At 40.7% G+C, this 20,391-nt stretch carries 20 protein-coding genes and 1 riboswitch; of the genes, 11 read left to right on the top strand and 9 right to left on the bottom strand.

All coding sequences use genetic code 11. The annotated features are described in order from the left end of the window. Window positions 1–42: 42 nt before the first annotated feature. Entirely contained in the window at window positions 43–333 is a 291-nt protein-coding gene (locus tag DET59_RS12555) for a nucleotide pyrophosphohydrolase (protein WP_113969997.1), read from the top strand. A 46-nt stretch (window positions 334–379) separates the two neighbouring features. Here the strand turns inward: DET59_RS12555 and DET59_RS12560 are convergent, their stop codons facing one another. Further along, on the bottom strand, window positions 380–1,237 hold the full coding sequence (locus DET59_RS12560) for a MurR/RpiR family transcriptional regulator (protein ID WP_113969998.1): 858 nt from the start codon (window positions 1,235–1,237) through the stop codon (window positions 380–382). Window positions 1,238–1,402: 165 nt separating this feature from the next. Between DET59_RS12560 and gndA the strand changes: the two genes are divergently transcribed. After that, window positions 1,403–2,815, top strand: coding sequence for an NADP-dependent phosphogluconate dehydrogenase (gene gndA, locus DET59_RS12565; RefSeq protein WP_113970023.1), 1,413 nt, complete (start codon window positions 1,403–1,405; stop codon window positions 2,813–2,815). Window positions 2,816–2,863: 48 nt separating this feature from the next. Here the strand turns inward: gndA and DET59_RS21675 are convergent, their stop codons facing one another. Further along, a complete protein-coding gene (locus DET59_RS21675; RefSeq protein WP_181778144.1) occupies window positions 2,864–3,040 on the bottom strand; it encodes a hypothetical protein in 177 nt (58 codons plus the stop codon). A 123-nt stretch (window positions 3,041–3,163) separates the two neighbouring features. Beyond that, window positions 3,164–3,940 carry a SurA N-terminal domain-containing protein gene (locus tag DET59_RS12570; protein ID WP_113969999.1) on the bottom strand — a complete coding sequence of 259 codons (777 nt, stop codon included), beginning with the start codon at window positions 3,938–3,940 and terminating at the stop codon, window positions 3,164–3,166. A gap of 654 nt (window positions 3,941–4,594) precedes the next feature. Then, window positions 4,595–4,775, top strand: a riboswitch (cobalamin riboswitch). A 144-nt stretch (window positions 4,776–4,919) separates the two neighbouring features. Between DET59_RS12570 and DET59_RS12575 the strand changes: the two genes are divergently transcribed. Both DET59_RS12575 and DET59_RS12580 read left to right on the top strand, forming a co-directional pair. Continuing rightward, window positions 4,920–7,169, top strand: coding sequence for a ribonucleoside-diphosphate reductase subunit alpha (locus DET59_RS12575; RefSeq protein WP_397540939.1), 2,250 nt, complete (start codon window positions 4,920–4,922; stop codon window positions 7,167–7,169). Window positions 7,170–7,188: 19 nt separating this feature from the next. Continuing rightward, the gene (locus tag DET59_RS12580) at window positions 7,189–8,226 is read left to right on the top strand and encodes a ribonucleotide-diphosphate reductase subunit beta (RefSeq protein WP_113970001.1); all 1,038 of its coding nucleotides are present in this window, start codon (window positions 7,189–7,191) and stop codon (window positions 8,224–8,226) included. Window positions 8,227–8,264: 38 nt separating this feature from the next. On the opposite strand, the gene DET59_RS12585 is transcribed toward DET59_RS12580, so the two are convergent. Both DET59_RS12585 and DET59_RS12590 read right to left on the bottom strand, forming a co-directional pair. Further along, a complete protein-coding gene (locus DET59_RS12585) occupies window positions 8,265–9,731 on the bottom strand; it encodes an aldehyde dehydrogenase family protein (protein WP_113970002.1) in 1,467 nt (488 codons plus the stop codon). 18 nt (window positions 9,732–9,749) lie between these two features. After that, window positions 9,750–10,493: an SDR family oxidoreductase gene (locus tag DET59_RS12590; RefSeq protein ID WP_113970003.1), complete on the bottom strand. Its 744-nt coding sequence runs from the start codon at window positions 10,491–10,493 to the stop codon at window positions 9,750–9,752. A gap of 173 nt (window positions 10,494–10,666) precedes the next feature. Here DET59_RS12590 and DET59_RS12595 point away from each other — a divergent pair, with 173 nt between their 5' ends. Then, window positions 10,667–10,996, top strand: coding sequence for a DUF3243 domain-containing protein (locus tag DET59_RS12595; RefSeq protein ID WP_113970004.1), 330 nt, complete (start codon window positions 10,667–10,669; stop codon window positions 10,994–10,996). Between the two features lie 42 nt (window positions 10,997–11,038). Here the strand turns inward: DET59_RS12595 and DET59_RS12600 are convergent, their stop codons facing one another. From DET59_RS12600 to kynA, 3 genes are all read right to left on the bottom strand, one after another. Further along, on the bottom strand, window positions 11,039–11,482 hold the full coding sequence (locus DET59_RS12600; protein ID WP_113970005.1) for an SACOL1771 family peroxiredoxin: 444 nt from the start codon (window positions 11,480–11,482) through the stop codon (window positions 11,039–11,041). Window positions 11,483–11,588: 106 nt separating this feature from the next. Continuing rightward, complete coding sequence (locus DET59_RS12605; protein WP_034763568.1) at window positions 11,589–11,789, bottom strand: cold-shock protein; 201 nt, start codon at window positions 11,787–11,789, stop codon at window positions 11,589–11,591. 247 nt (window positions 11,790–12,036) lie between these two features. After that, window positions 12,037–12,876: a tryptophan 2,3-dioxygenase gene (kynA, locus tag DET59_RS12610; protein ID WP_113970024.1), complete on the bottom strand. Its 840-nt coding sequence runs from the start codon at window positions 12,874–12,876 to the stop codon at window positions 12,037–12,039. Window positions 12,877–13,075: 199 nt separating this feature from the next. Here kynA and DET59_RS12615 point away from each other — a divergent pair, with 199 nt between their 5' ends. Beyond that, on the top strand, window positions 13,076–13,663 hold the full coding sequence (locus DET59_RS12615) for a GNAT family N-acetyltransferase (RefSeq protein WP_181778145.1): 588 nt from the start codon (window positions 13,076–13,078) through the stop codon (window positions 13,661–13,663). A gap of 138 nt (window positions 13,664–13,801) precedes the next feature. Further along, a complete protein-coding gene (locus DET59_RS12620) occupies window positions 13,802–14,614 on the top strand; it encodes a YihY/virulence factor BrkB family protein (RefSeq protein ID WP_113970006.1) in 813 nt (270 codons plus the stop codon). 40 nt (window positions 14,615–14,654) lie between these two features. On the opposite strand, the gene DET59_RS12625 is transcribed toward DET59_RS12620, so the two are convergent. Then, entirely contained in the window at window positions 14,655–16,049 is a 1,395-nt protein-coding gene (locus DET59_RS12625; protein WP_113970007.1) for a peptide MFS transporter, read from the bottom strand. A gap of 247 nt (window positions 16,050–16,296) precedes the next feature. On the opposite strand from DET59_RS12625, the gene DET59_RS22090 reads away from it, so the two are divergent. The 4 genes from DET59_RS22090 (at window position 16,297) to DET59_RS12640 (ending at window position 20,364) form a co-directional block, all read left to right on the top strand. Then, complete coding sequence (locus tag DET59_RS22090; protein WP_258549661.1) at window positions 16,297–16,428, top strand: hypothetical protein; 132 nt, start codon at window positions 16,297–16,299, stop codon at window positions 16,426–16,428. Between the two features lie 44 nt (window positions 16,429–16,472). Continuing rightward, window positions 16,473–17,528 carry a M42 family metallopeptidase gene (locus DET59_RS12630; protein WP_113970008.1) on the top strand — a complete coding sequence of 352 codons (1,056 nt, stop codon included), beginning with the start codon at window positions 16,473–16,475 and terminating at the stop codon, window positions 17,526–17,528. Between the two features lie 187 nt (window positions 17,529–17,715). After that, window positions 17,716–19,191, top strand: coding sequence for a UDP-N-acetylmuramoyl-L-alanyl-D-glutamate--2,6-diaminopimelate ligase (locus DET59_RS12635; protein ID WP_113970009.1), 1,476 nt, complete (start codon window positions 17,716–17,718; stop codon window positions 19,189–19,191). 120 nt (window positions 19,192–19,311) lie between these two features. Beyond that, window positions 19,312–20,364, top strand: a complete 1,053-nt coding sequence (locus DET59_RS12640) for a GGDEF domain-containing protein (RefSeq protein ID WP_181778146.1) — start codon at window positions 19,312–19,314, stop codon at window positions 20,362–20,364. Window positions 20,365–20,391 lie beyond the last annotated feature (27 nt).

The raw sequence follows: 20,391 nt of genomic DNA on the forward strand, positions 1-20,391 counted from the left end.
TTAAGAAGTGGTAAAAGATGATAGGCAAATGGGAGAGACAAGATGAAACAACTGTATGAAAAAATCATTGAATTCAGGGATGAACGAAACTGGGATGCCAATCACAATGAAAAGGATCTGGCCATTTCCATTTCATTAGAGGCAAATGAACTCCTGGAAAATTTCCAATGGAAAACAAGCCGGGAAGCAGTGGAAGCGACACATCAAAATATCAAAGAAGAAATGGCTGATGTCCTGATTTATTTAGTCCAACTGGCTGATAAAATGGATGTCGACTTAGAAGAAGAAGTGTATAAGAAGCTTGAAAAGAATGCCCTGAAGTATCCGAAGTAATGATGAGGGACGGACCTTAAGTAAAGGTCCGTCCCTTTATTTCTTACTATATTTTCTTAATGGAAATCGCGTCACGCATTTTTTGCAGGGAAGCTTTGGATAGATCTTTCCTTTTCATCATGGTGTTGACGTAGAGGGCATCCACAATACTAAGCTGACTGATTCTTGAAGCAAGTGCTTCAGATCGATATTCGGTTTCTTGAGATACCGTGAAAAGAGGAATGTCGACCCCTTTGCTCAGAGGGGATTTGGCGAAGTGAGTAATGGCAATGGTCGTTACCCGATTCTTCTTCGCTACGTCCAACACTTCCAATAGATCTTTGTTCGATCCTGAATGAGAGATAAAGACAATCACATCTCTATCGGTCAATTGGGAAGCGGAGATCAGCTGCATATGAGGATCGTTGTACGCCGTAGTGGTCATGCCGGTTCTGAGGAACTTATGGTGCGCATCCATGGCAACAAACCCCGATCCACCCGTACCGTAAAATTCTATTCTTCCGGCACTTATCATCCCTTGAATAGCTTTCGTAAACATTTCTTCGTTCAGCATGCTTAAAGAATCTTCTAACGTTCTGATATTGGACCGGAACACCTTTTGGGCGATAACACCCTCAGAGTCCCCTTCATTGATTGTTTCATGAATATCTTCGATAGGGGTCACCAGGTCGGATGCAAGAGAAATCTTCATGGCCTGGTAGCCTTTAAAGCCCAATCGTTTACAGAATCGGAAGACTGTAGCATCTGCAACGTTCAATTCTTCTGCTACACCACTGATGGTAGAGTGGATAATTTTTTCTGGATTAGAAATAATAAAATTTGCAATCATCTTTTCTTTTTCACTGAATTGAGAGTAATGAGAACGGATACGAGGTAAACAATGCTGTACTTTTTCCTCTTTCATGCAGGGGAAACCTCCTCTAAGCGAAATCTTCATGAAAATAATTTTAACCTACTTCATGAAATAAAAAAATATTATTTCATAAAAATCCACCACGGAAAATTATTTTCATATTATAATATATACGGTGGAAATATGATTACTCGAAGTGAAAGGATTGATAAATATATGAAAAAACAACAAATAGGTGTTGCCGGTATCGGAGTGATGGGGAAGAGTCTGGCTTTGAATTTCGAAAGCAGAGGCTACTCCGTTTCCATCTATGATGTGTCTGATGAACAGGTAAGAGAAGTTCTTGAGGAGCATCCAGACAAGAAAATGGTCGGTACTCACGATGTGAAAGAGTTCGTGCAGTCATTAGAAACACCACGAAAAATATTGATTATGGTCCCAGCCGGTAATATTACCGATAAAGCGATTGAATCATTGCTTCCACATTTAGATCAGGGAGATATTCTGATTGATGGAGGAAACACATACTTTGAAGATACGATTCGCCGCAATAAGGAACTTGGTGAAAAAGGAATCAACTTCATCGGTGCAGGTGTTTCGGGCGGAGAAGAAGGCGCTTTATACGGTCCAGCTATCATGCCGAGCGGTCAGAAGGAAGCATACGATTTAGTCGAGCCTTTCCTGACAGCGATTGCGGCCAAGGTAAAAGGCGATGCGTGCAGTACATATATCGGTCCGGATGGATCAGGCCATTATGTGAAAATGGTCCACAATGGAATTGAATACAGTGATATGCAGCTTATCTGTGAAGCGTATTATCTTATGAAAAATGTATTGGGTTTGAGCGCAACGGAGCTGCATGAGATATTCAAAGAATGGAACGCGGGGGAGCTTGACAGCTACCTGATTGAAATCACGGCGGATATTTTCACAAAGGTGGATGAGGACACAGGAAAGCCCCTTGTCGATGTAATCCTGGATACAGCAGGGCAGAAAGGAACAGGGAAGTGGACGAGTATTTCTGCACTGGAATTAGGTGTACCATTATCGATCATTACTGAATCTGTGTTTGCCCGTTTCATCTCTGCCATGAAGGAAGAAAGAGTGAAGGCAAGTAAAATCTTAAGAGGACCAAGAAATAAGGAGTTCTCCGGTAACAAAGAAGAGTTTATCGAAATGATTCGTAAAGCGCTATATCTAAGCAAGATTTGCTCATATGCACAGGGTTTCGCCCAGCTTCAATCTGCTTCGGATGAGTATAACTGGAACTTGAAGCCCGGCGAGATTTCCATGATCTTCAGAGGTGGATGCATCATTCGTGCAGGCTTCCTGGAAGATATCAAGAAAGCGTATGATCGTGAACCGGGATTAACGAATCTACTGCTTGATCCGTATTTCAAGGAAATCGTTGAAAACTATCAGGAGGAAGCGAGAGAAGTGGTGGCTACAGCCATTAAATTAGGAATCCCTGTACCGGGTCTTGCGAGTGCTTTGGCCTATTATGACAGCTATCGCTCTGAGTCACTGCCTGCCAACCTACTTCAGGCCCAACGTGATTATTTTGGTGCTCATACGTATCAGCGTGTGGATAAAGAAGGAACATTCCATACGGACTGGTTATCTAAATAAGAAGAAAGAAAGCCCTGTGGGAATTCCACAGGGCTTTTGATTAACATATTATTCTTTGCTTGATGAGTCATCTTTCGTATGATGCTTATTTTTCTCGTCCCGCTGCTCTTTTTTTAAGTCATCGAGGGGGATTGGATCCACATTTTGCTCACTTTCATGCTGATCGAGAATGCCGTCATGATCTTTATTGATCTGCTCTGGATTGTCATTGGCTCTTTTCGTCATTATCTTTTCACCCTCCCTTACTGAGTCGTTGTTGTACCATACCCTTCGGGGGCAGAGAAAAACATCGGGGAATAGATCACAAGAAAGCCACCTACACAGTAGGTGGCTTTCTTTCATGGTGCATTAGATTTTTACATCAACTTTAGCATTTTTCTTTAAATCTTCTACATGCTGAACAAGTTTTTCTTGTTTTTTCTGTTGTTCTAATTGAGTCTTGATCTGAGGTTTCACTTCTTCAAATTTTGGTGCATCCTTTGATTCACCCTGACCTTGCTGACTTGCGTACTGATCGTAAAATTTCTTCATTTCATCTTCAGAGACTTCTTCTACTTTAATTTCTTTTTCAACGTAGGTAGTGTATTTGATGTTTTCAGCGATTTGAGTTTTCAACTCGTCCATCGTGAATCCGGCTTTTTTCATTGCGTCTTCAAACTTCTTTTCATCACCGTACTGCTTTTTAACTTCTTCGAGTTGTTTATTGATTTCATCCTCTGATGCTTTGTAGCCTTTTTCATCGGCCTGCTGCATAAGGAGTGTTTGTCCAACCAGGCTATCAATCGTTTGTTCTTTTATTTTCTTTGCTGCATCTTTACTTGTTGGGTCTTGCCCCATCTGTTGATACTGCATTTGTGATTGAGTCAATACGTTATTGAAATCTTCACCTTTTATTTTTTCGTCATTTACAATGGCAACGATCTTATCTTTTTCAACCTTCTGTTTATCCATTTTCTTTTGCATTTCTTCCATTTGCTTCGCTTGCTCTTCTTGAGCCTTTCCATCGCTTTTTTCTTCTGTTTTCGCTTTATCGTCAGCTTGTTTTTGGCTCTCCTCGTTCGAACCGCAAGCGGCTAGTCCAATGGCTAATAATGCTACTAGTAAAGTCGTTAATAATTTTTTCATAATAGACCCCTTTCAGAAGTAAGGTGTGATTTCCAAAAAAATCACTTAATGCGCATTTTAAATGAAAAACCCGTAAAAAGAAAGTATTTAAGCTAAAAAGTATAGATTGTAATGAGGTTGAAATACAGTGAATTACTAATATGGTCCCTCTTTCACTAGAATGTATGCGATTACATTCGACTGTCAACTGGTGGACAGAAATGAAAATGTAAGAAGATTTTCACTTGGCAGCTAAAAAAAGAGACTGTTTAAATCGAGTGCTTTCCTCCATTTAAACAGCCTATAAAAAATATTGGGGACCAAAGAATACTGTCAAACAACCTTCTATTTGAATTATAGAGAGTGGGAACACTTTCTTCAACTAACATGTGGGCAGGTGTCGGCTGACTAGTGTCCATTTGAAGGTAGTATTCAATCCTCTGCTATTCTTTTCATGGAAAATAATAATTATAAGCATATTTCATAGGAAGGGTTTTTTCTTCTGTTCAACTTGTTACAACTCTTGACTTTGCGAGTGTAATAGAGTGATACTATTAAAAGATTTCAACTTCTAAACAAAATGAATCGTTTCACTTGTAAATTCATTTTTAATCGTTTATGATGATACAGAACACAACATTTAGTGTTATGTTTAATGATTTTAACTATATATTGATTATAACCTGTGAATAGGGTGTCTGAATGGACTTAAAAGGGAATCCGGTGTGAATCCGGAACTGTCCCCGCAACTGTAAGTGCTGACGAAATAAGGAACTGCCACTGTCATATACGATGGGAAGGCCTTAGAGTAGGGTGAAGTACGAGTCAGGAGACCTGCCTTGTTTATCACGTGTTATCTTCTTCGGGAATTGGGAGGATAAAGCGAGGATTGGAATAGGCACTTTAGTCTATTCATATATCTTTCGTACATAAAGCCCATCCTTCTAGAAGGATGGGCTTTTTTTGAATCCTTCCCACACTGTATAAATTGGGAGGAATGATGATGTCAATCGTATCACAGGATCAAAGGATTTCAGTGGACGCAAAAGCGATTCTTACAAATCTCCACAGTCGCTTTCCACAACTTCATTTTAAAGAATTCGATGAAAAGACGTTTAAGTATGCAGACGGTCAATCTGAATGGAGTAAAGAAAAGCTGTATCATTTCATGATACTCACGGCAGTTGAACGGATCTCTGCCCATGAACCTGATTGGACGTATGTGGCTGCAGAATTATATTTAATGAAACTTTATCGTACAATCGCCTATTCAAGGAGAGTGGAAGAAAGCGTGTTGTACAGTTCCTTTTATGAATTAATTCAAGACTTGACTGATAGGGAACTATATACACCCGTGCTATTGGAGTCATATAGCAAGGATGAAATTGACTCTTTGGGGAGGATCATGGATTCATCTAAAGACCATCTGTTTACGTACATAGGGATCGTCACATTATCAGAGCGGTATTTAACCAAGTCCCATGAGGGTGAAATCCTTGAATTGCCTCAGGAGCGATTGCTGATCATCGCCATGACGCTCTTTATGAACGAACCCCGTGATAAGCGACTGGCGCTTATTGAAGAAGCTTACTGGGCCCTGTCGAATTTGTATATGACGGTTGCAACCCCTACGTTTGCCAACGCCGGCAAAAGCCATGGTCAGTTATCGAGCTGTTTTATTGATACGGTAGCCGACGATTTAAGAAGTATTTATGACAGTAATACAGATGTTTCCACACTAAGTAAAAACGGTGGCGGTCTCGGTATCTATCTGGGGAAGGTCCGGAGCAGAGGTAGTAATATCAAAGGCTTCAAGGGAGTAAGTTCAGGTGTTATACCATGGATGAAGCAATTAAATAACACAGCCGTATCCGTTGATCAATTAGGTCAACGTCAAGGAGCGATCGCTGTTTATTTGGATGTATGGCATAAGGATATTTTTCCTTTTCTTGATACCCGATTAAATAATGGAGATGAAAGGCAGCGTACTCATGACCTTTTCACTGGAGTAAGCGTACCGGATTTATTCATGGAACAAGTGGAGGATAGAGGGGATTGGTACTTATTTGATCCTCATGAAGTGCGGGTGGTCATGGGATATTCCCTGGAAGATTACTATGATGAGTGTGAGGGAGAAGGTTCGTTCAGGGAAAAGTATTGGGAGTGTGTAGAATGTCCCGATCTTTCCAGGGAAGTGGTTCCTGCGATTGAAATTTTCAAGCGGATCATGATTTCCCAGCTCGAAACGGGTACACCCTATATGTTTTACCGTGATTCAGTCAATCGGCTAAATGCCAATGGGCATAAGGGAATGATTTACTGTAGTAATTTATGTACGGAAATCGCCCAGAATATGAGTGCGACCGTCATGGAAGAAGAGGTCATAAAGGACGGTAAAATCATTACCTATAAATCTCCGGGAGATTATGTCGTCTGTAATTTGGCATCTGTTTCTCTAGCCAAAACCATCATGGATGATGAGCTGAAAAGAGTCGTGTCCATAGGAGTGAGATTACTTGATAATGTCATAGATATTAATAAGCTTCCTGTCCTGCAAGCCCAACTGACAAACAGGCGCTATAGAGGGATTGGATTAGGAACCTTTGGATGGCATCACCTCCTTGCATTAAAAGGTTTGAAATGGGAGAGCGATGAAGCAGTTGATTATTGTGATTCGCTTTACGAGGATGTGGCTTATTACACAATCAAAGCCAGTCATGAATTAGCGAAAGAAAAAGGCTCCTATCCCTATTTCAGCGGTTCCGACTGGTCGACTGGAGAATATTTTTCAAAGAAAGGGTATTCCGGAGCGAGGTGGGATGCACTCAGGCATGATGTTTCCTCACGAGGAATCCGAAACGGATATTTAATGGCCGTAGCACCCAATTCGTCCACTTCGATCATTGCCGGCTCTACAGCCAGTATAGATCCCTTATTCAGATTAGAGTACTCGGAAGAAAAGAAAGATTATAAGATTCCTGTTACAGCACCTGATTTATCATCTAAGACGACCTGGTATTACAAAACGGCTTATAACGTAGATCAGCACTGGAGTATTAAACAAAATGAGAAGAGACAGAGACATATAGATCAAGGAATATCATTTAACTTGTATGTGCGGAATGATATCAAGGCGATCGAGTTACTATCTCTTCATTTAGATGCATGGAAGTCAGGATTGAAAACGACCTACTATGTGAGATCAACATCTGTTTCAAATTTTGAAGAATGTGAAAGCTGCCATAGCTAGCAGGGAGGAAGATGATAACGTGAATAGATTAAAGCAGCGAATCTTAATAGATTCTGAGGCACCGAATAAATCTACCGGAATTGTAAATGGACGAAGCTCGAATATATTAAACTGGGATGATGTCAGGTTCTCATGGGCCTATCCAAAGTATAAGAGAATGCTGGGGAATTTCTGGACCCCCTTTGAGATCAACATGGCAAAGGATATCAAGCAGTTCCCTACTCTTTCATCAAGGGAGCAGGAGTCCTTTTTGAAAATCATCGGCTTACTGGCTCTCCTTGATAGTGTGCAGACCGATTACGCCGGTAAAGTGGCTGACTATCTCACGGATTCCAGCCTGAATGCATTGATGATCATTTTGGCACAGCAAGAGGTCGTCCATAACCACTCGTACAGTTACGTGTTATCAAGCATCGTGTCCAAAAAGAAGCAGGATGAAGTGTTTGATTTCTGGAAGAACGATCCAATCTTGAAGAAGCGGAACGAATTTATAACGAATGGATATAAAGGATTTGTCGAATCCCCCACCATTGAGAATCTATTAAAGTCGATCATCTATGATGTCATTCTGGAAGGATTGTTCTTTTACTCCGGTTTTGCCTTCTTCTACAATCTGGCCAGAAATCAAAAGATGGTGGCGACATCGACGATGATTAATTATATCAATCGGGATGAACAGTTGCATGTCGGCTTATTTGAGAAAATTTATAAAGAAGTCCTTAACGAGAATCCAGATTATCAAACGGATGAGCTGCGTAAATTTGGACAAGATGCTTTCAAACAGGCAGCTCTCCTGGAAATAGAGTGGGGAAGAGATATCATCGGAGCTCACGTTGAAGGGCTGTTAATGAGCGACCTTGAAGATTATATTAAATTCATGGCGAATAAAAGAGCCAAACAGCTGGGGTTTGAAGAACCATTTCAAGGATATAAGACCAATCCACTAAAATGGATCATTGCCTATCAGGAAGTGGATAGGGGGAAGACTGATTTCTTTGAACAGAAATCAAGGCAATATACGAAGACATCGGATGCTAATGGGTTTGATGAATTATAAAAACAAGAAAAGCGAGTCATCAAGACTCGCTTTTCTTGTTATCTCTTTTCAATAAATGGCCCGTAGTCTCTTCTCTTATGTTGAACGGCGACCCATTTAACCGTTGTGAATTCTTCAAGACCCCATTCGCCATTGAAACGGCCCAGTCCGGAATCCTTTTCTCCCCCGAATGGCATATGCGGCTCATCATTCACAGGTTCATCATTAATATGAATCATCCCGGTCTTTACTTGGTGAGCCAAATTCGTCGCTCTCTCTATGGAGGAAGAGTGTACCGCTCCACTTAGGCCATATGGATGTTCATTGGCCAAGCGGATCGCCTCATCGTCATCTTCAAACGAGATGATGGCTGCTACAGGTCCGAAGATTTCATTTTTTGCAATCGGCATTGAGTTGGTCACATGAGTCATTACTGTGGGATACAATAAGTTCTCATCAGCGTTGCCTCCTAATACCACTTCCGCTCCTTGTTCCTTGCTGCTTTCAATATCCTTCAATATGCGGTCTACTTGATTTTGATCAATTAATGGCCCGATTTGGGTCGTTTTATCTGAAGGATCTCCTGTATTTAGTTCTTTGACACGAGATACAAAAGTCTTCACAAATTTATCGTACATCCCTTTATGAACCATGATCCGATTTATGGACATACAAATTTGTCCTTGATGATAAAATTTTCCGAATAGGGCTGATTCAACTGCCTGATCGAGATCTGCATCATCAAGAACGATAAAGACGTTGTTTCCACCTAACTCAAGAGCAGTCTTCTTCAGGTTCTTTCCTGCGAGCGCTCCTATTCCACGTCCCACTTCAGTCGAACCGGTAAAGGAAATCAGTCTGGGAATCGGGTGAGCAACGATATCATCACCAATTTCTGATCCCTTTCCAACGACTACATTTAACAACCCCTTCGGCAGCCCGGCTTCCTCAAAGATACTTGCAAATAATAAACCGCCTGTCACAGGGGTGTGAGTAGCCGGTTTAACAACAACACCGTTTCCTGTTGCTAAAGCCGTTGCAATTGAGCGAACTGCTAAATGGAAGGGGAAGTTCCAAGGGCTGATTACTCCCACAACTCCAAGCGGTTCTCTGTAGACACGGTTTTCTTTCCCGGGTACTTGAGAAGGTAGTATTTTCCCTTCCATTCTGTAAGGGTAGGTAGCCGCTTCCTTCATACTATTTATGGAGACCTTCACTTCGCCTGCCGCTTTCATGTATGTGCTGCCAGACTCTTTAATAAGCCAATCAATGATGAATTCCTGATTGTTTTCGACGATTTCAACGGCTTTTTCCATCACTTCTCTTTTTACTTGAGGAAGTTCCTTCGCCCAGCTTTCTTGAGCTTTTTGTGCTGATTTATAAGCGGTGTCGAGATCCTCTTTATTGGCAGCTTTAATGGAACCAAGCTCAATATTATTGAATGGGTTTTTATTGAGAATCACATTCTCACTGCTTCCTTTTACCCATTCTCCATTAATAAACAGTTTATCAAATTGTGTATTCATGATTAGTCCTCCTTATGTTTACATGTCTTGTTGGGTAGGGCGTACGATGATTTCATTTACATCGACATGGTCTGGCTGCTCGACGGCGTAAGAAATCGACTTCGCAATATTTTCACTGTCGAGTGGCTTCATGTCACGACCCTTAAACGCTGCTAATATATCTTCGTCCGTAATCGTTTCTGTCAGTTCGGTTGCAACTGCACCAGGACAGATGATCGTTGTGCGAATGTTGTGAGAAGCGTTCATTTCCTGTCTTAAGCCTTCTGTAATCGCACGAACGGCATATTTCGTCCCGCTATATACGGAGCTTCCGGGCATGACTTTATGACCGGCTACAGAAGAGATATTGATAATATGGCCTGACTTTTGTTCTTCCATATACGGCAGGACAGCGGAGATTCCATAAAGTACTCCTTTAATATTCACATCAATCATTTGATCCCATTCTTTAATTTTTCTTTTATTTATTAATGAAAGGGGCATGAGTCCTGCATTATTGACTAAAATATCAATATGACCGGCCAGTTCTACCGTCTTTTTAGCCAGTTGTTCCATTTCTCCTGCGTTCGTCACATCTGTTACATGGTAAAAAGCCGTTCCGCCCATTTGTTCAATCTCATTCTTCAATTCTTGTAATTGTTCTTCACGTCTTGCCGCAAGCATCACGGTTATATCCTTTGAGGCTAATTCTTTCGCGGTCGCTTGTCCGATACCACTGCTTGCTCCTGTAATAATGGCAACTTTCTTCTTAACATTCTTCATTTTATTTCGTCCTCCTCATTATTCAGTATCACTATATTGTATACACTCTGGAGAAAGTGCTTAAACAAGAAGGAGAGAGTTGGAGGTTCCATTACCAATAATATGAAAATATATGTTTAACTCTCCCAATGGTGGGAATATACATACTAGATTGAATGAGAGGAGAGATTTAAATGGCAAATCATTCTACAGAAGAAAAAATGGAGTCAAAGGTGGATAAAACGTTAGATAATATGTCCCAGGACAAAAAAGAGGATATATTATCAAACTTTGATCATTTCAAACAATACTTAGGTAATAAAGTTTCCTTGGCGGATAAGTTAGGGATGAATGAAGAGCAGCAGGCAAAGGCAGGCCAGAAGGTGGGAGACTATCTTGCGGCACATGAGGAGCCGAAGAATAGAGAAGAAAAGTTATTACATGAATTATGGAAAGCAGGTAACAAGGAAGAGCAGCATATGCTTGCCCATATGTTAGTGAAGCTTGTTCACGCTGAATCATAAAAAGTTCGGGCATCTGAATGGATGCCCTTTGCTTATGCTTTTTTACATATGTATTTCAGGGTCTACCTTTACTGTCACATTCCCTTTGATGGCACGGGTGATCATGCAAGACTGTTCCGCTTTCAACAACAATTTCTTCGTAAGGGTTATGTCTTTTTCAGTAGTGGAGGGAGCTAATGTCAGCACAGGGCGGTGGATGATTTCTTTGTATGTGATGATTCCTTTTTGGACTTCCACAATTCCTTCGGATGTCATCGATAAGTCCGTTTTCTCAATATGACTTCGTTCAAGCATCGCGGCCAGGGTGATGATGTAACACGTAGCTGCTGCTCCAAGAAGCATTTCATCAGGGTTTGTTCCTATTCCAGGTCCGTCCATTTCAGTGGGGATAGATATTTTCGTGTGAAAATTTTCCGAGCTCAAGGTACCTGTATCATTTCGCAGCCCCGGCCAATCAGTAGATATATGAAAAGAGTGTATTGCCATATGATTAAACCTCCTAATAAGCATGGTAAGGTTATTGTATACACTTTTTTATGTGATGGCAAAGAAAAAAGACCCTACAGAGTAGAGTCTTTTGAATTAGCATGAATTATGCTTTAGTAACGTTAGCAGCTTGGTCGCCACGGTTTCCTTGAACGATTTCGAAAGAAACTTTTTGACCTTCTTCTAAAGTTTTAAATCCTTCGCCTTGAATAGCTGAGAAGTGTACGAACACGTCGTCTCCACCTTCGCGCTCGATGAATCCGAAACCTTTTTCTGCGTTAAACCATTTAACTGTACCTTCTAACATAATGTTACCTCCTCGTGTGTTCTCCACACAATTGTATTACTATTCTTGCTCACGTAACTTCAAGGCGAAAAGCTTTAAAAACTTTGTCCATCCTTCCATACCGAACAAAAATAATTCTCTTACATAATATCAGGTAACCATTTAAAAGGCAACCCTTATAAAACAAGGAATTGGAAAATAGGCAGAAAAATGTGTGAATTTCACTTTAACTATATGAGCCCTTAAAAAACCACATAATGCAAAGGATTTAGAGGTTCGTCCGGACATTCCACAGTTCAGGGAAGAAACGATGATCCAGAACCTTTTTTAGATAGCCTACACCGCTTGAACCGCCCGTCCCCATTTTATGACCGATGATCCGTTCCACGGTTTTCATATGTCTGAAGCGCCATTGCTGAAGCCAATCCTCAATATCGATCAATTTTTCGGCTAATTCGTATAAATCCCAATACTTATCCGGATGCTTATAGACTTCTGTCCATGCATCCAATACAGTCTGGTCTTCCATGTAAGCCTTCTTATAATCCCGACGAAGTACATCTTCATGAATGGGTAACCCTGCTTTTGATAAGGCAAGGATGGAAACATCATATAGGGAAGGGGCCTCGAACGCCTCTTTAAGCTGAACTGATAACTCAGGATCCTTCTTGTAAATCTCCAATACATGTTTCGTTTTGTAACCAAGGGCAAATTCGATCATTCTATATTGGTAGGATTGAAATCCCGAGGCTTGCCCAAGGCTGTCCCTGAATTGAACATATTCTGAAGGCGTAAGCGTGGACAGCACATCCCAGGCATGAATAATTTGTGATTGAATCTTTGAAACACGTGCCAACATTTTAAATGCAGGAGAAAGTTCCCCTTTTTGGATGGAGGTGATACTAGCTTTGATTTCATGCAGAATCAATTTCATCCATAATTCGCTTACTTGATGAATGATAATGAATAACATTTCATCATGGTGACCGGATAAACGTTTCTGACTGTCAAGTAGTGTATCCAGGCCAAGATATTCACCATAGGTCATTTTATTAATAAAGTCTGTGTATACATCTTCATTCCCCATTGTTTCCTTGTTGTTTACCATATCGAATCTCCCTTTCCTTTCGTCTGCTTCATACAGTGATGCAAGAAAATTTTCTTTCACTTATTGATTTCTTGAATGAGAGGGAGAAATCCTTTATTAGTTTCGTGAATGTTTCTTGTTGTTTTTGAATTTTTATTTCTATTCTAGAAAATCATGTTAATATTAGAACAATTCAGAATGCATGTGAGGTGGGAGTGACGTGGAAGAGGTTTATCTTTTTTCTCATATATATTTACGCAGGTTAAAGAAAGAAGATTGGAAGGATGTTCATCTCTATGCGTCTCAAGAAAATGTGTCTCAGTTTCAGCCATGGGGTCCGAATTCAGAGATGGACACATTAGCGTATGTAGAAGAAGTGTTGAAAGCTGAAAAGATGGTTCCGCAAACAAGGTATGTACAAGCTCTGGTAGATGAGAATACCGATCGAGTGATTGGGGCAGGTGAAATCATCATTAAAAGCTTCGTTCATCAATCCGGTGAAATTGGGTATATACTGCATCCTGATTACTGGGGGAAGGGAATCGGAACTCTCCTTGGAAGTGCGTTAGTGGAGAGAGGGTTTTCTGAGTTGAATTTGCATAAGATCTCGGCGACATGTGACCCTCAAAATATTTCCTCTCAGAAAGTGTTAACCAAAATCGGTATGACGTTGGAAGGAAGAATCCGTCATGACTTGAAAATGAAAAATGGATGGAGAGACTCTCTGCTTTTTGGTTTATTAGAGGATGAGTGGACTAAAGGGGGGAAGAATGAGTCGCGGATAGGGGGCTATCCCGGATACTCTTAGTATATTTGCACGCTTACTTTATATAGACAGGGGAAATGAAGAGAGGACAAATGATAATGCAAAGCTGTTCAAAAATGATTGAATTATGCATGAAAGGGGAAAATAAGAATATCTTTTCCTATTTAGGGGTTAAAAACCATGAATATCTTACATCATTCAAAGAATGTGACAGTTCGATTTTTTAAAGAACGTTTTTTCGATCATTCTGCACAGTTGGCATATTATTTGTTGTTATCGATCTTTCCGTTTTTAATTTTTGTTTTTTCGTTGATTAGTTATCTGCCCATTTCGGAAACCAATGTATTGCTTCTGATTAAGCCTTTTGCACCTGATAAATCGTACGCCATCATTCAAAATAATATAGATCGTATTTTGTATGACCAACGGGGAGATGTGTTATCCATTTCCATCTTCTTTACCTTTTGGCTTTCTTCTATGGCTGTCCAATCCATGGTGAGATCATTGAATAAAGCGTATAAAATTGAGAGGAAGAAACCCTTTCTGGTTGCGTTACTGTATGATCTGTTACTGACAGTCGGATTTATGTTCCTTATTTCATTTTCACTCATTGTACCGGTGGTTGAGGAATATATCCGTCATGCACGTTTCACCGAGGGGAAGATTAACGGAGAATGGAGTCAAGCTTGGGTGATAGGGAAATGGGGATTAAGTTCCATTTTTATGTTCATACTCTTCCTTTTTCTTTATATGGTGGTTCCAAGTAAACGAATTTCGTTCCTTCATGTCATTCCCGGTGCACTGGTCGCTACCTTTGGATGGCAAGGGGTTTCATGGTTATACGGAACCTATGTTAAATTGAATGACTACTCCCAGTTTTATGGGCAGCTGGGCAGCGTCATTACCCTGGTTGTATGGTTTTACATATCCTCCACGATTTTATTGATTGGTGGATTATTGAATGGCAGTGTAGCTGAGAAGAATGTGAAATAAGAAAACCGCTTGGCTTAATTGCCAGCGGTTTTCTTATTCTTTACGTATGGTTTTCTTCCCTCATCATTAAGACAAGTTTTTTCGAAATGGAGAGTAAGACGAAGCCGAGAATAATGGCGGTTGCACCGATGACAGCGAAAATTTCTAAATATCCCAGTGTGGCTGTCAGGGAAGCCAATTGTCCGGCAAGAAGACTCGCCACACCTATGGCAGCCATCCAAACCCCCATAAGCAAGGATGCGATTTTAACAGGTGCTACTTTACTGACCAGAGACAAACCAACGGGAGATAAAAACAGTTCCCCAAGGGTGTGCAGAAGGTAAGTAAAGACGATAAACAACAAGTTTGCCTTTACGGTGATGTTCTGTTCATCCGAACCTGTTTGCATGACTGCGGGAATGAGGATCATAAATCCGAGTCCGAGGAGAATCATTCCGATTCCCATTTTTGTCGTCATGTTCAGATCGCCTCGATTGGATCTTGAAAGCTTTAACCAGACACTTGAAAGAATCGGTGCCAGGATCACAATAAACAAGGGGTTAACGGATTGGAACCAGGCAACAGGTATGGTGTAGCCGAATACTTCACGATCGATGAAGTTTTTCGTATACAAAGTGAAAGAACTTCCTGCCTGTTCAAAGCCAGCCCAGAAGAAAACGACAAAGCAGGCGAGGATAAGGATGGCTGTTGTCCGCTGCTTCTCTTTCTTTGTCAAAGGAACATTCTGGTTTTCATTCGCTTCTTCAGCTAATGCCTTATTGGGCTTTAGTCCAACGTTTCCGAGATACTTATTATTTAATGTACTAAAGATGATCTGTCCCGTAACCATTCCGATGGAGGATGCAAGGAAAGCCCATTTAAATCCATAGTGCATCGTACCATCCGCAAGCGTCTTGAGAAATAAATCCTCTGCGAGAAACCCTGCAATAAGCGGTGCGAATAATGCTCCCAGGTTAATTCCCATATAAAAAATCGTAAAGGCTGCATCCTTTCGTTTATCATGTCGTGGATAGAGCTCACCAACCAGGGTTGAGATATTCGGTTTGAAGAATCCATTTCCGATCACCAGTAGGGCTAACCCAGCATACAGGCCAGTTTGGGAGTGGGTAAGGAAGATTAAAAAATCTCCACATGCCATTGTGATGCCCCCGATGGTGATGGCCTTTCTTAACCCAATATAGCGGTCCGTAAGCCACCCTCCAAATATGGGAGTGAAATATACACTTCCTGTATAAATTCCGTAGATGGATAAAGCCTTGGCAGGGTCCACACCCAATCCCCCACTAACAAACGCAGTGGTTAAATAAAGGACGAGAAGAGCCCTCATTCCATAGTAACTATACCGTTCCCATAATTCCGTGAAGAATAAGAGATATAATCCTTTCGGATGTTTCTTTCCTTGAGGTAAACTGTCCAGTGTAGATGAGTTCACTATATCACTCCTGTTTTTTTGATGTTTTTTTAATGCTTGATTAGGGGAACAGTAACCTTCCTACAAATCCATTCATAGTATCCCCGTTCCTTACATAGGCATGTACAAAAAGGGATGGTGGAAAATATGGGATTTAACGGTTGTTTATATTGTGGTCACCCAAGTTTAACGGAAAGCGAATTAACTTTTAGAGAAGAATATGGTGATGGGCTTACGATTTTGCCCCATGGACAAAAGGTTGGAGGGAATATTGGCTTTTACTGCTGTGAGAACTGTGGCTATCTTCATCCGTTTCAAAAAGAGAAAAGAAAGAAATATGAAAGAGAAGCGATTAAAAGATCAGAGCGTATTAGATGGAATATTCGGTGAACAACAGTTGTAGTAAGCTTCCAATTGACGGTATAATACGATAAGGGAGGGAGTCAAATGAATACATATCCAGATACAAAGAAAACACTTCAAATCATTAAGGAGCTTGTCGAAATTCCAAGTCCTTCAGGAAACACGAATAAGATTATGAGTTTTGTTGAGGAATATCTATCAGACCTAAATGTAGAAATGAAAAGAAACCGAAAAGGTGCACTTATCATTACAATTCCTGGAGAAGACACAGGAAGACATCGTATGCTGACTGCCCATGTGGATGCACTTGGCGCCATGGTCAAGGAAATCAAGAGCGATGGACGTTTGCGTTTATCCATGATAGGTGGATTCAGGTGGAATGCAGTAGAAGGGGAGTATTGTCAGATTGAAACCTCTTCAGGCACCACCTACAGTGGTACCATCCTTATGCATCAAACATCCGTCCATGTATATAAAAATGCAGGTGAAGCGAAAAGGGATGAAACCAATATAGAAGTCCGCATTGATGAAAAAGTCCGAAATGCAAAGGAAGTAAGGGACCTTGGCATTGAGGTCGGTGACTTTGTTTCTTTTGATCCCCGTGCTGAAATAACGGAAAGCGGGTTTATTAAATCTCGCCATTTAGATGATAAGGCAAGTGTAGGTATGCTTCTTTGCTTGATTCGCCAAATCAAATCAGAAGGAATCACTCTTCCTTATACGACCCACTTCTTAATATCCAATAATGAAGAAATCGGATATGGAGGGAATTCAAATATTCCAGACGAAACCATAGAATACCTGGCTGTGGATATGGGAGCAATCGGTGATGGACAATCAACGGATGAATACACCGTTTCTATTTGTGCAAAGGATTCGAGTGGACCTTATCATTACGAATTACGTAAACACTTAGTCTCATTAGCGGAAGAAAACGGAATCGAATATAAAGTCGATATTTATCCGTTTTATGGATCTGATGCATCAGCTGCAATCCGGGCAGGATTTGATATCGTTCATGGATTGATAGGGGCAGGTATCGATGCTTCTCATGCATATGAACGAACGCATGAATCTTCCATCCTCAATACAGAAAAATTACTTTGGCACTATGTGCGATCAAAGATGGTTGTAGAGTAAATGTGAAGTCTTTGATCACCCTTACTATGGGGGTGATCAAAGTCTTTTTTGTTTTAGTCATTGTGAATAGGGGTATGGTGACATTTGTGTGAGAAAAGTTTGTTTTGATTATAGGAGGTATTTCTCTTATCAAAGCGAAGATGATAAGATAAAATAGATACAATATTAATACAAAAGAGGTAAGCAAATGATTACATATAATCTATTAGACAGCATTAAATTAAAAACCATTTACGGTGAATTACCTTCAGAAATAAACGAAATTCATGTCGATTCCAGAAAAGTGACTGAAGGCAGTATATTTGTATGTACAAGAGGCTACACAGTGGATGGACATGATTATGCACAGATGGCCGTTGAAAAAGGGGCCACCCTGATTGTTGCAGAAAAACAATTAGACATTGATTTAAATAAATCCGCATTAGTCGTAGTCAAAGACTCATTCAAAGCCTTGGCTCAATTATCCAATAAGTATTATGATTACCCTTCCCGGAAGCTGACGGTTTTCGGCGTGACGGGAACAAATGGAAAGACTACAGTGAGTAATCTGATTCACTCCATCCTGAAAAAAGACAGCCGCAGCTCTGCATTATCCGGCACAATCGGCTTTAATTTAGATGGAGAGTTACTCCCGAGTGAAAACACAACCTGCGACAACTTAACGAACCAGCAGATGCTTCAAAGAGCAATAGATCGCGATATCCACAATTTCACCCTTGAAGTATCCTCACACGGTCTGGCCTTGGGAAGATTATGGGGTATCGACTTCGATGTGGTGGCTTTCACCAACTTAAGTCATGATCATCTGGATTACCACGGAACGATGGAACACTATGGCTATGCCAAAGGTTTATTGTTTTCTCAATTAGGTCAGGACCTTCAAAATCCAAAGTACGCTGTTCTGAATGCGGATGACGAATGGTATGAGCGCTACAGCTATATGACTCCTCATGAAGTGATCAGCTATGGACTTGAAGAGCACGCAGACTTCAAAGCAGAAAATGTAGAATATTTCAATGATTTAACCAAGTTTACGCTTGTATCTCCTCAAGGAAGCTTTGAGGTGGAAATGAAGTTATTAGGGAAATTCAATGTTTACAATGTACTGACCGCTATGGCATGTTTGTATGCGAAGGGGATGGAAGTATCCAGACTAGTGGAAATTGTTCGCGATCTCCCACCTGTAAGCGGGAGAATGGAGAAGGTTGAAATGGAAGCACCTCTATCCGTTTACATTGATTATGCACATACGCCGGATGCAATTGAAAATGCCATTCAATCCGTCCTGCCGTTTAAAGAAAACAAAATCATTTTCCTCGTTGGTACAGGAGGAAATCGTGATAAGACAAAACGTCCTACCATGGCAGAAAAAGCATCATTAGCAGACTATGTCATCTTAACAACAGACGACCCGCGATATGAAGAATACGATAGCATTCTAAAAGATCTTGAAAAAGGAATGCAGCATCAACAGTATGCTTTGATTGGTGATCGGGCAGAAGCGGTTAAGCATGCAGTGGAAGTAAGTGAACCCGGGGATATTATCATCTTTGCCGGGAAAGGACATGAGGATTATCAGATCATCGAAAATACGAAATATCCTCATAGTGACAAAAATATAGCGATAGAAGAGAGCAAGTTGAAGTACGGTGTAACTGAATAATTTTCTTGTGAGTAGCAGACCAATATGACAGATGTTGGTCTGTTTTTTTTAGGTTATAGACGGATTTCACAATCTTTGGTAAATTTAAACTATAAATTAAACGATGAGAGAATGAAGCTGATGAGATTTTCGTTGTATTTGAATGATTACGAAACAGAGAAGTTATTTTCTACTTTGAGGTGGCTGTTTGTAGTGATCGCTACACTCATATTTTACGTACCTCCTTTTTCAGATAATATCACTACCAATAAAGCGGTCTTTCCCTTTTTATTAGTATCGGGTGTCATTTATATGCTTGTGACTCAAATTGCACTTATACGGGCCCGGGATGATAAAAGAAGTCTCCAATTCATCTTAAAAGCAGGGATAATATTCGATTTTTTTGCATTGATCTGGCTGATGTTTTTATCAGAAGGGATTCATAGTCCGCTTTATCCGATTTCCATATTGTTTGTCATGCATGCGACCATTTATTGGAGAACCAAAGGGGCCCTCATTTCTCTTGCGGTATTTAGCCTGGCATATCTTTTGATGGGAATGGTGACCGTCAACTTAACTGAATTTCAACATTATTTCACTCTTTCTTTTAATTTGTTTTTCCTCTGGATCATTGGTCTTTTCGGGGCTTTGATCATGCTGAGGGAGCGTGCTCATTATGCGCAAAAGGAAGCCTATCATCATCTCGCCCATCGAGATTACTTGTCTGGCTTATTCAATCAACTATCTTTTCAGGAAAAGTTTAGGCGGAAAGTGGATGCGGATGAATCCTTCACTTTACTACTGGGTGACATCGATGATTTCAAAAAAGTGAATGATGAATTCGGGCATTTAACAGGGGATGAAGTGATCCGAAAGGTTGGGGAAGTCTTTCGGACTCTCTCTGTGACCTATAAGGGACAGGCCTTTCGATATGGGGGAGAAGAATTTGTCATCTTATTGCCTCATACGGATGACCATGTTATCCATCAGTTTTTAAATGACTTATATAGCCGGTTGGAGACCTTAAAGCCTTTGCCGATTTCCATGAGTTTCGGTCAGGCTGAAACAACGGAAGCCAAAGACCCGGAAAAACTAATCGCACTTGCCGATCAAAGACTGTATGTAGCAAAGAAATCCGGGAAGAGAAGAACCTGTCTTGCAAATGATGAACTTTTCATTCCATCTGCAGGCTAGAATAAGAAAAGAAGCTGTCCTCACCCG

Origin of the sequence: Rossellomorea aquimaris (genome assembly GCF_003315075.1) — a bacterium.
Taxonomy (GTDB): domain Bacteria; phylum Bacillota; class Bacilli; order Bacillales; family Bacillaceae_B; genus Rossellomorea; species Rossellomorea aquimaris_C.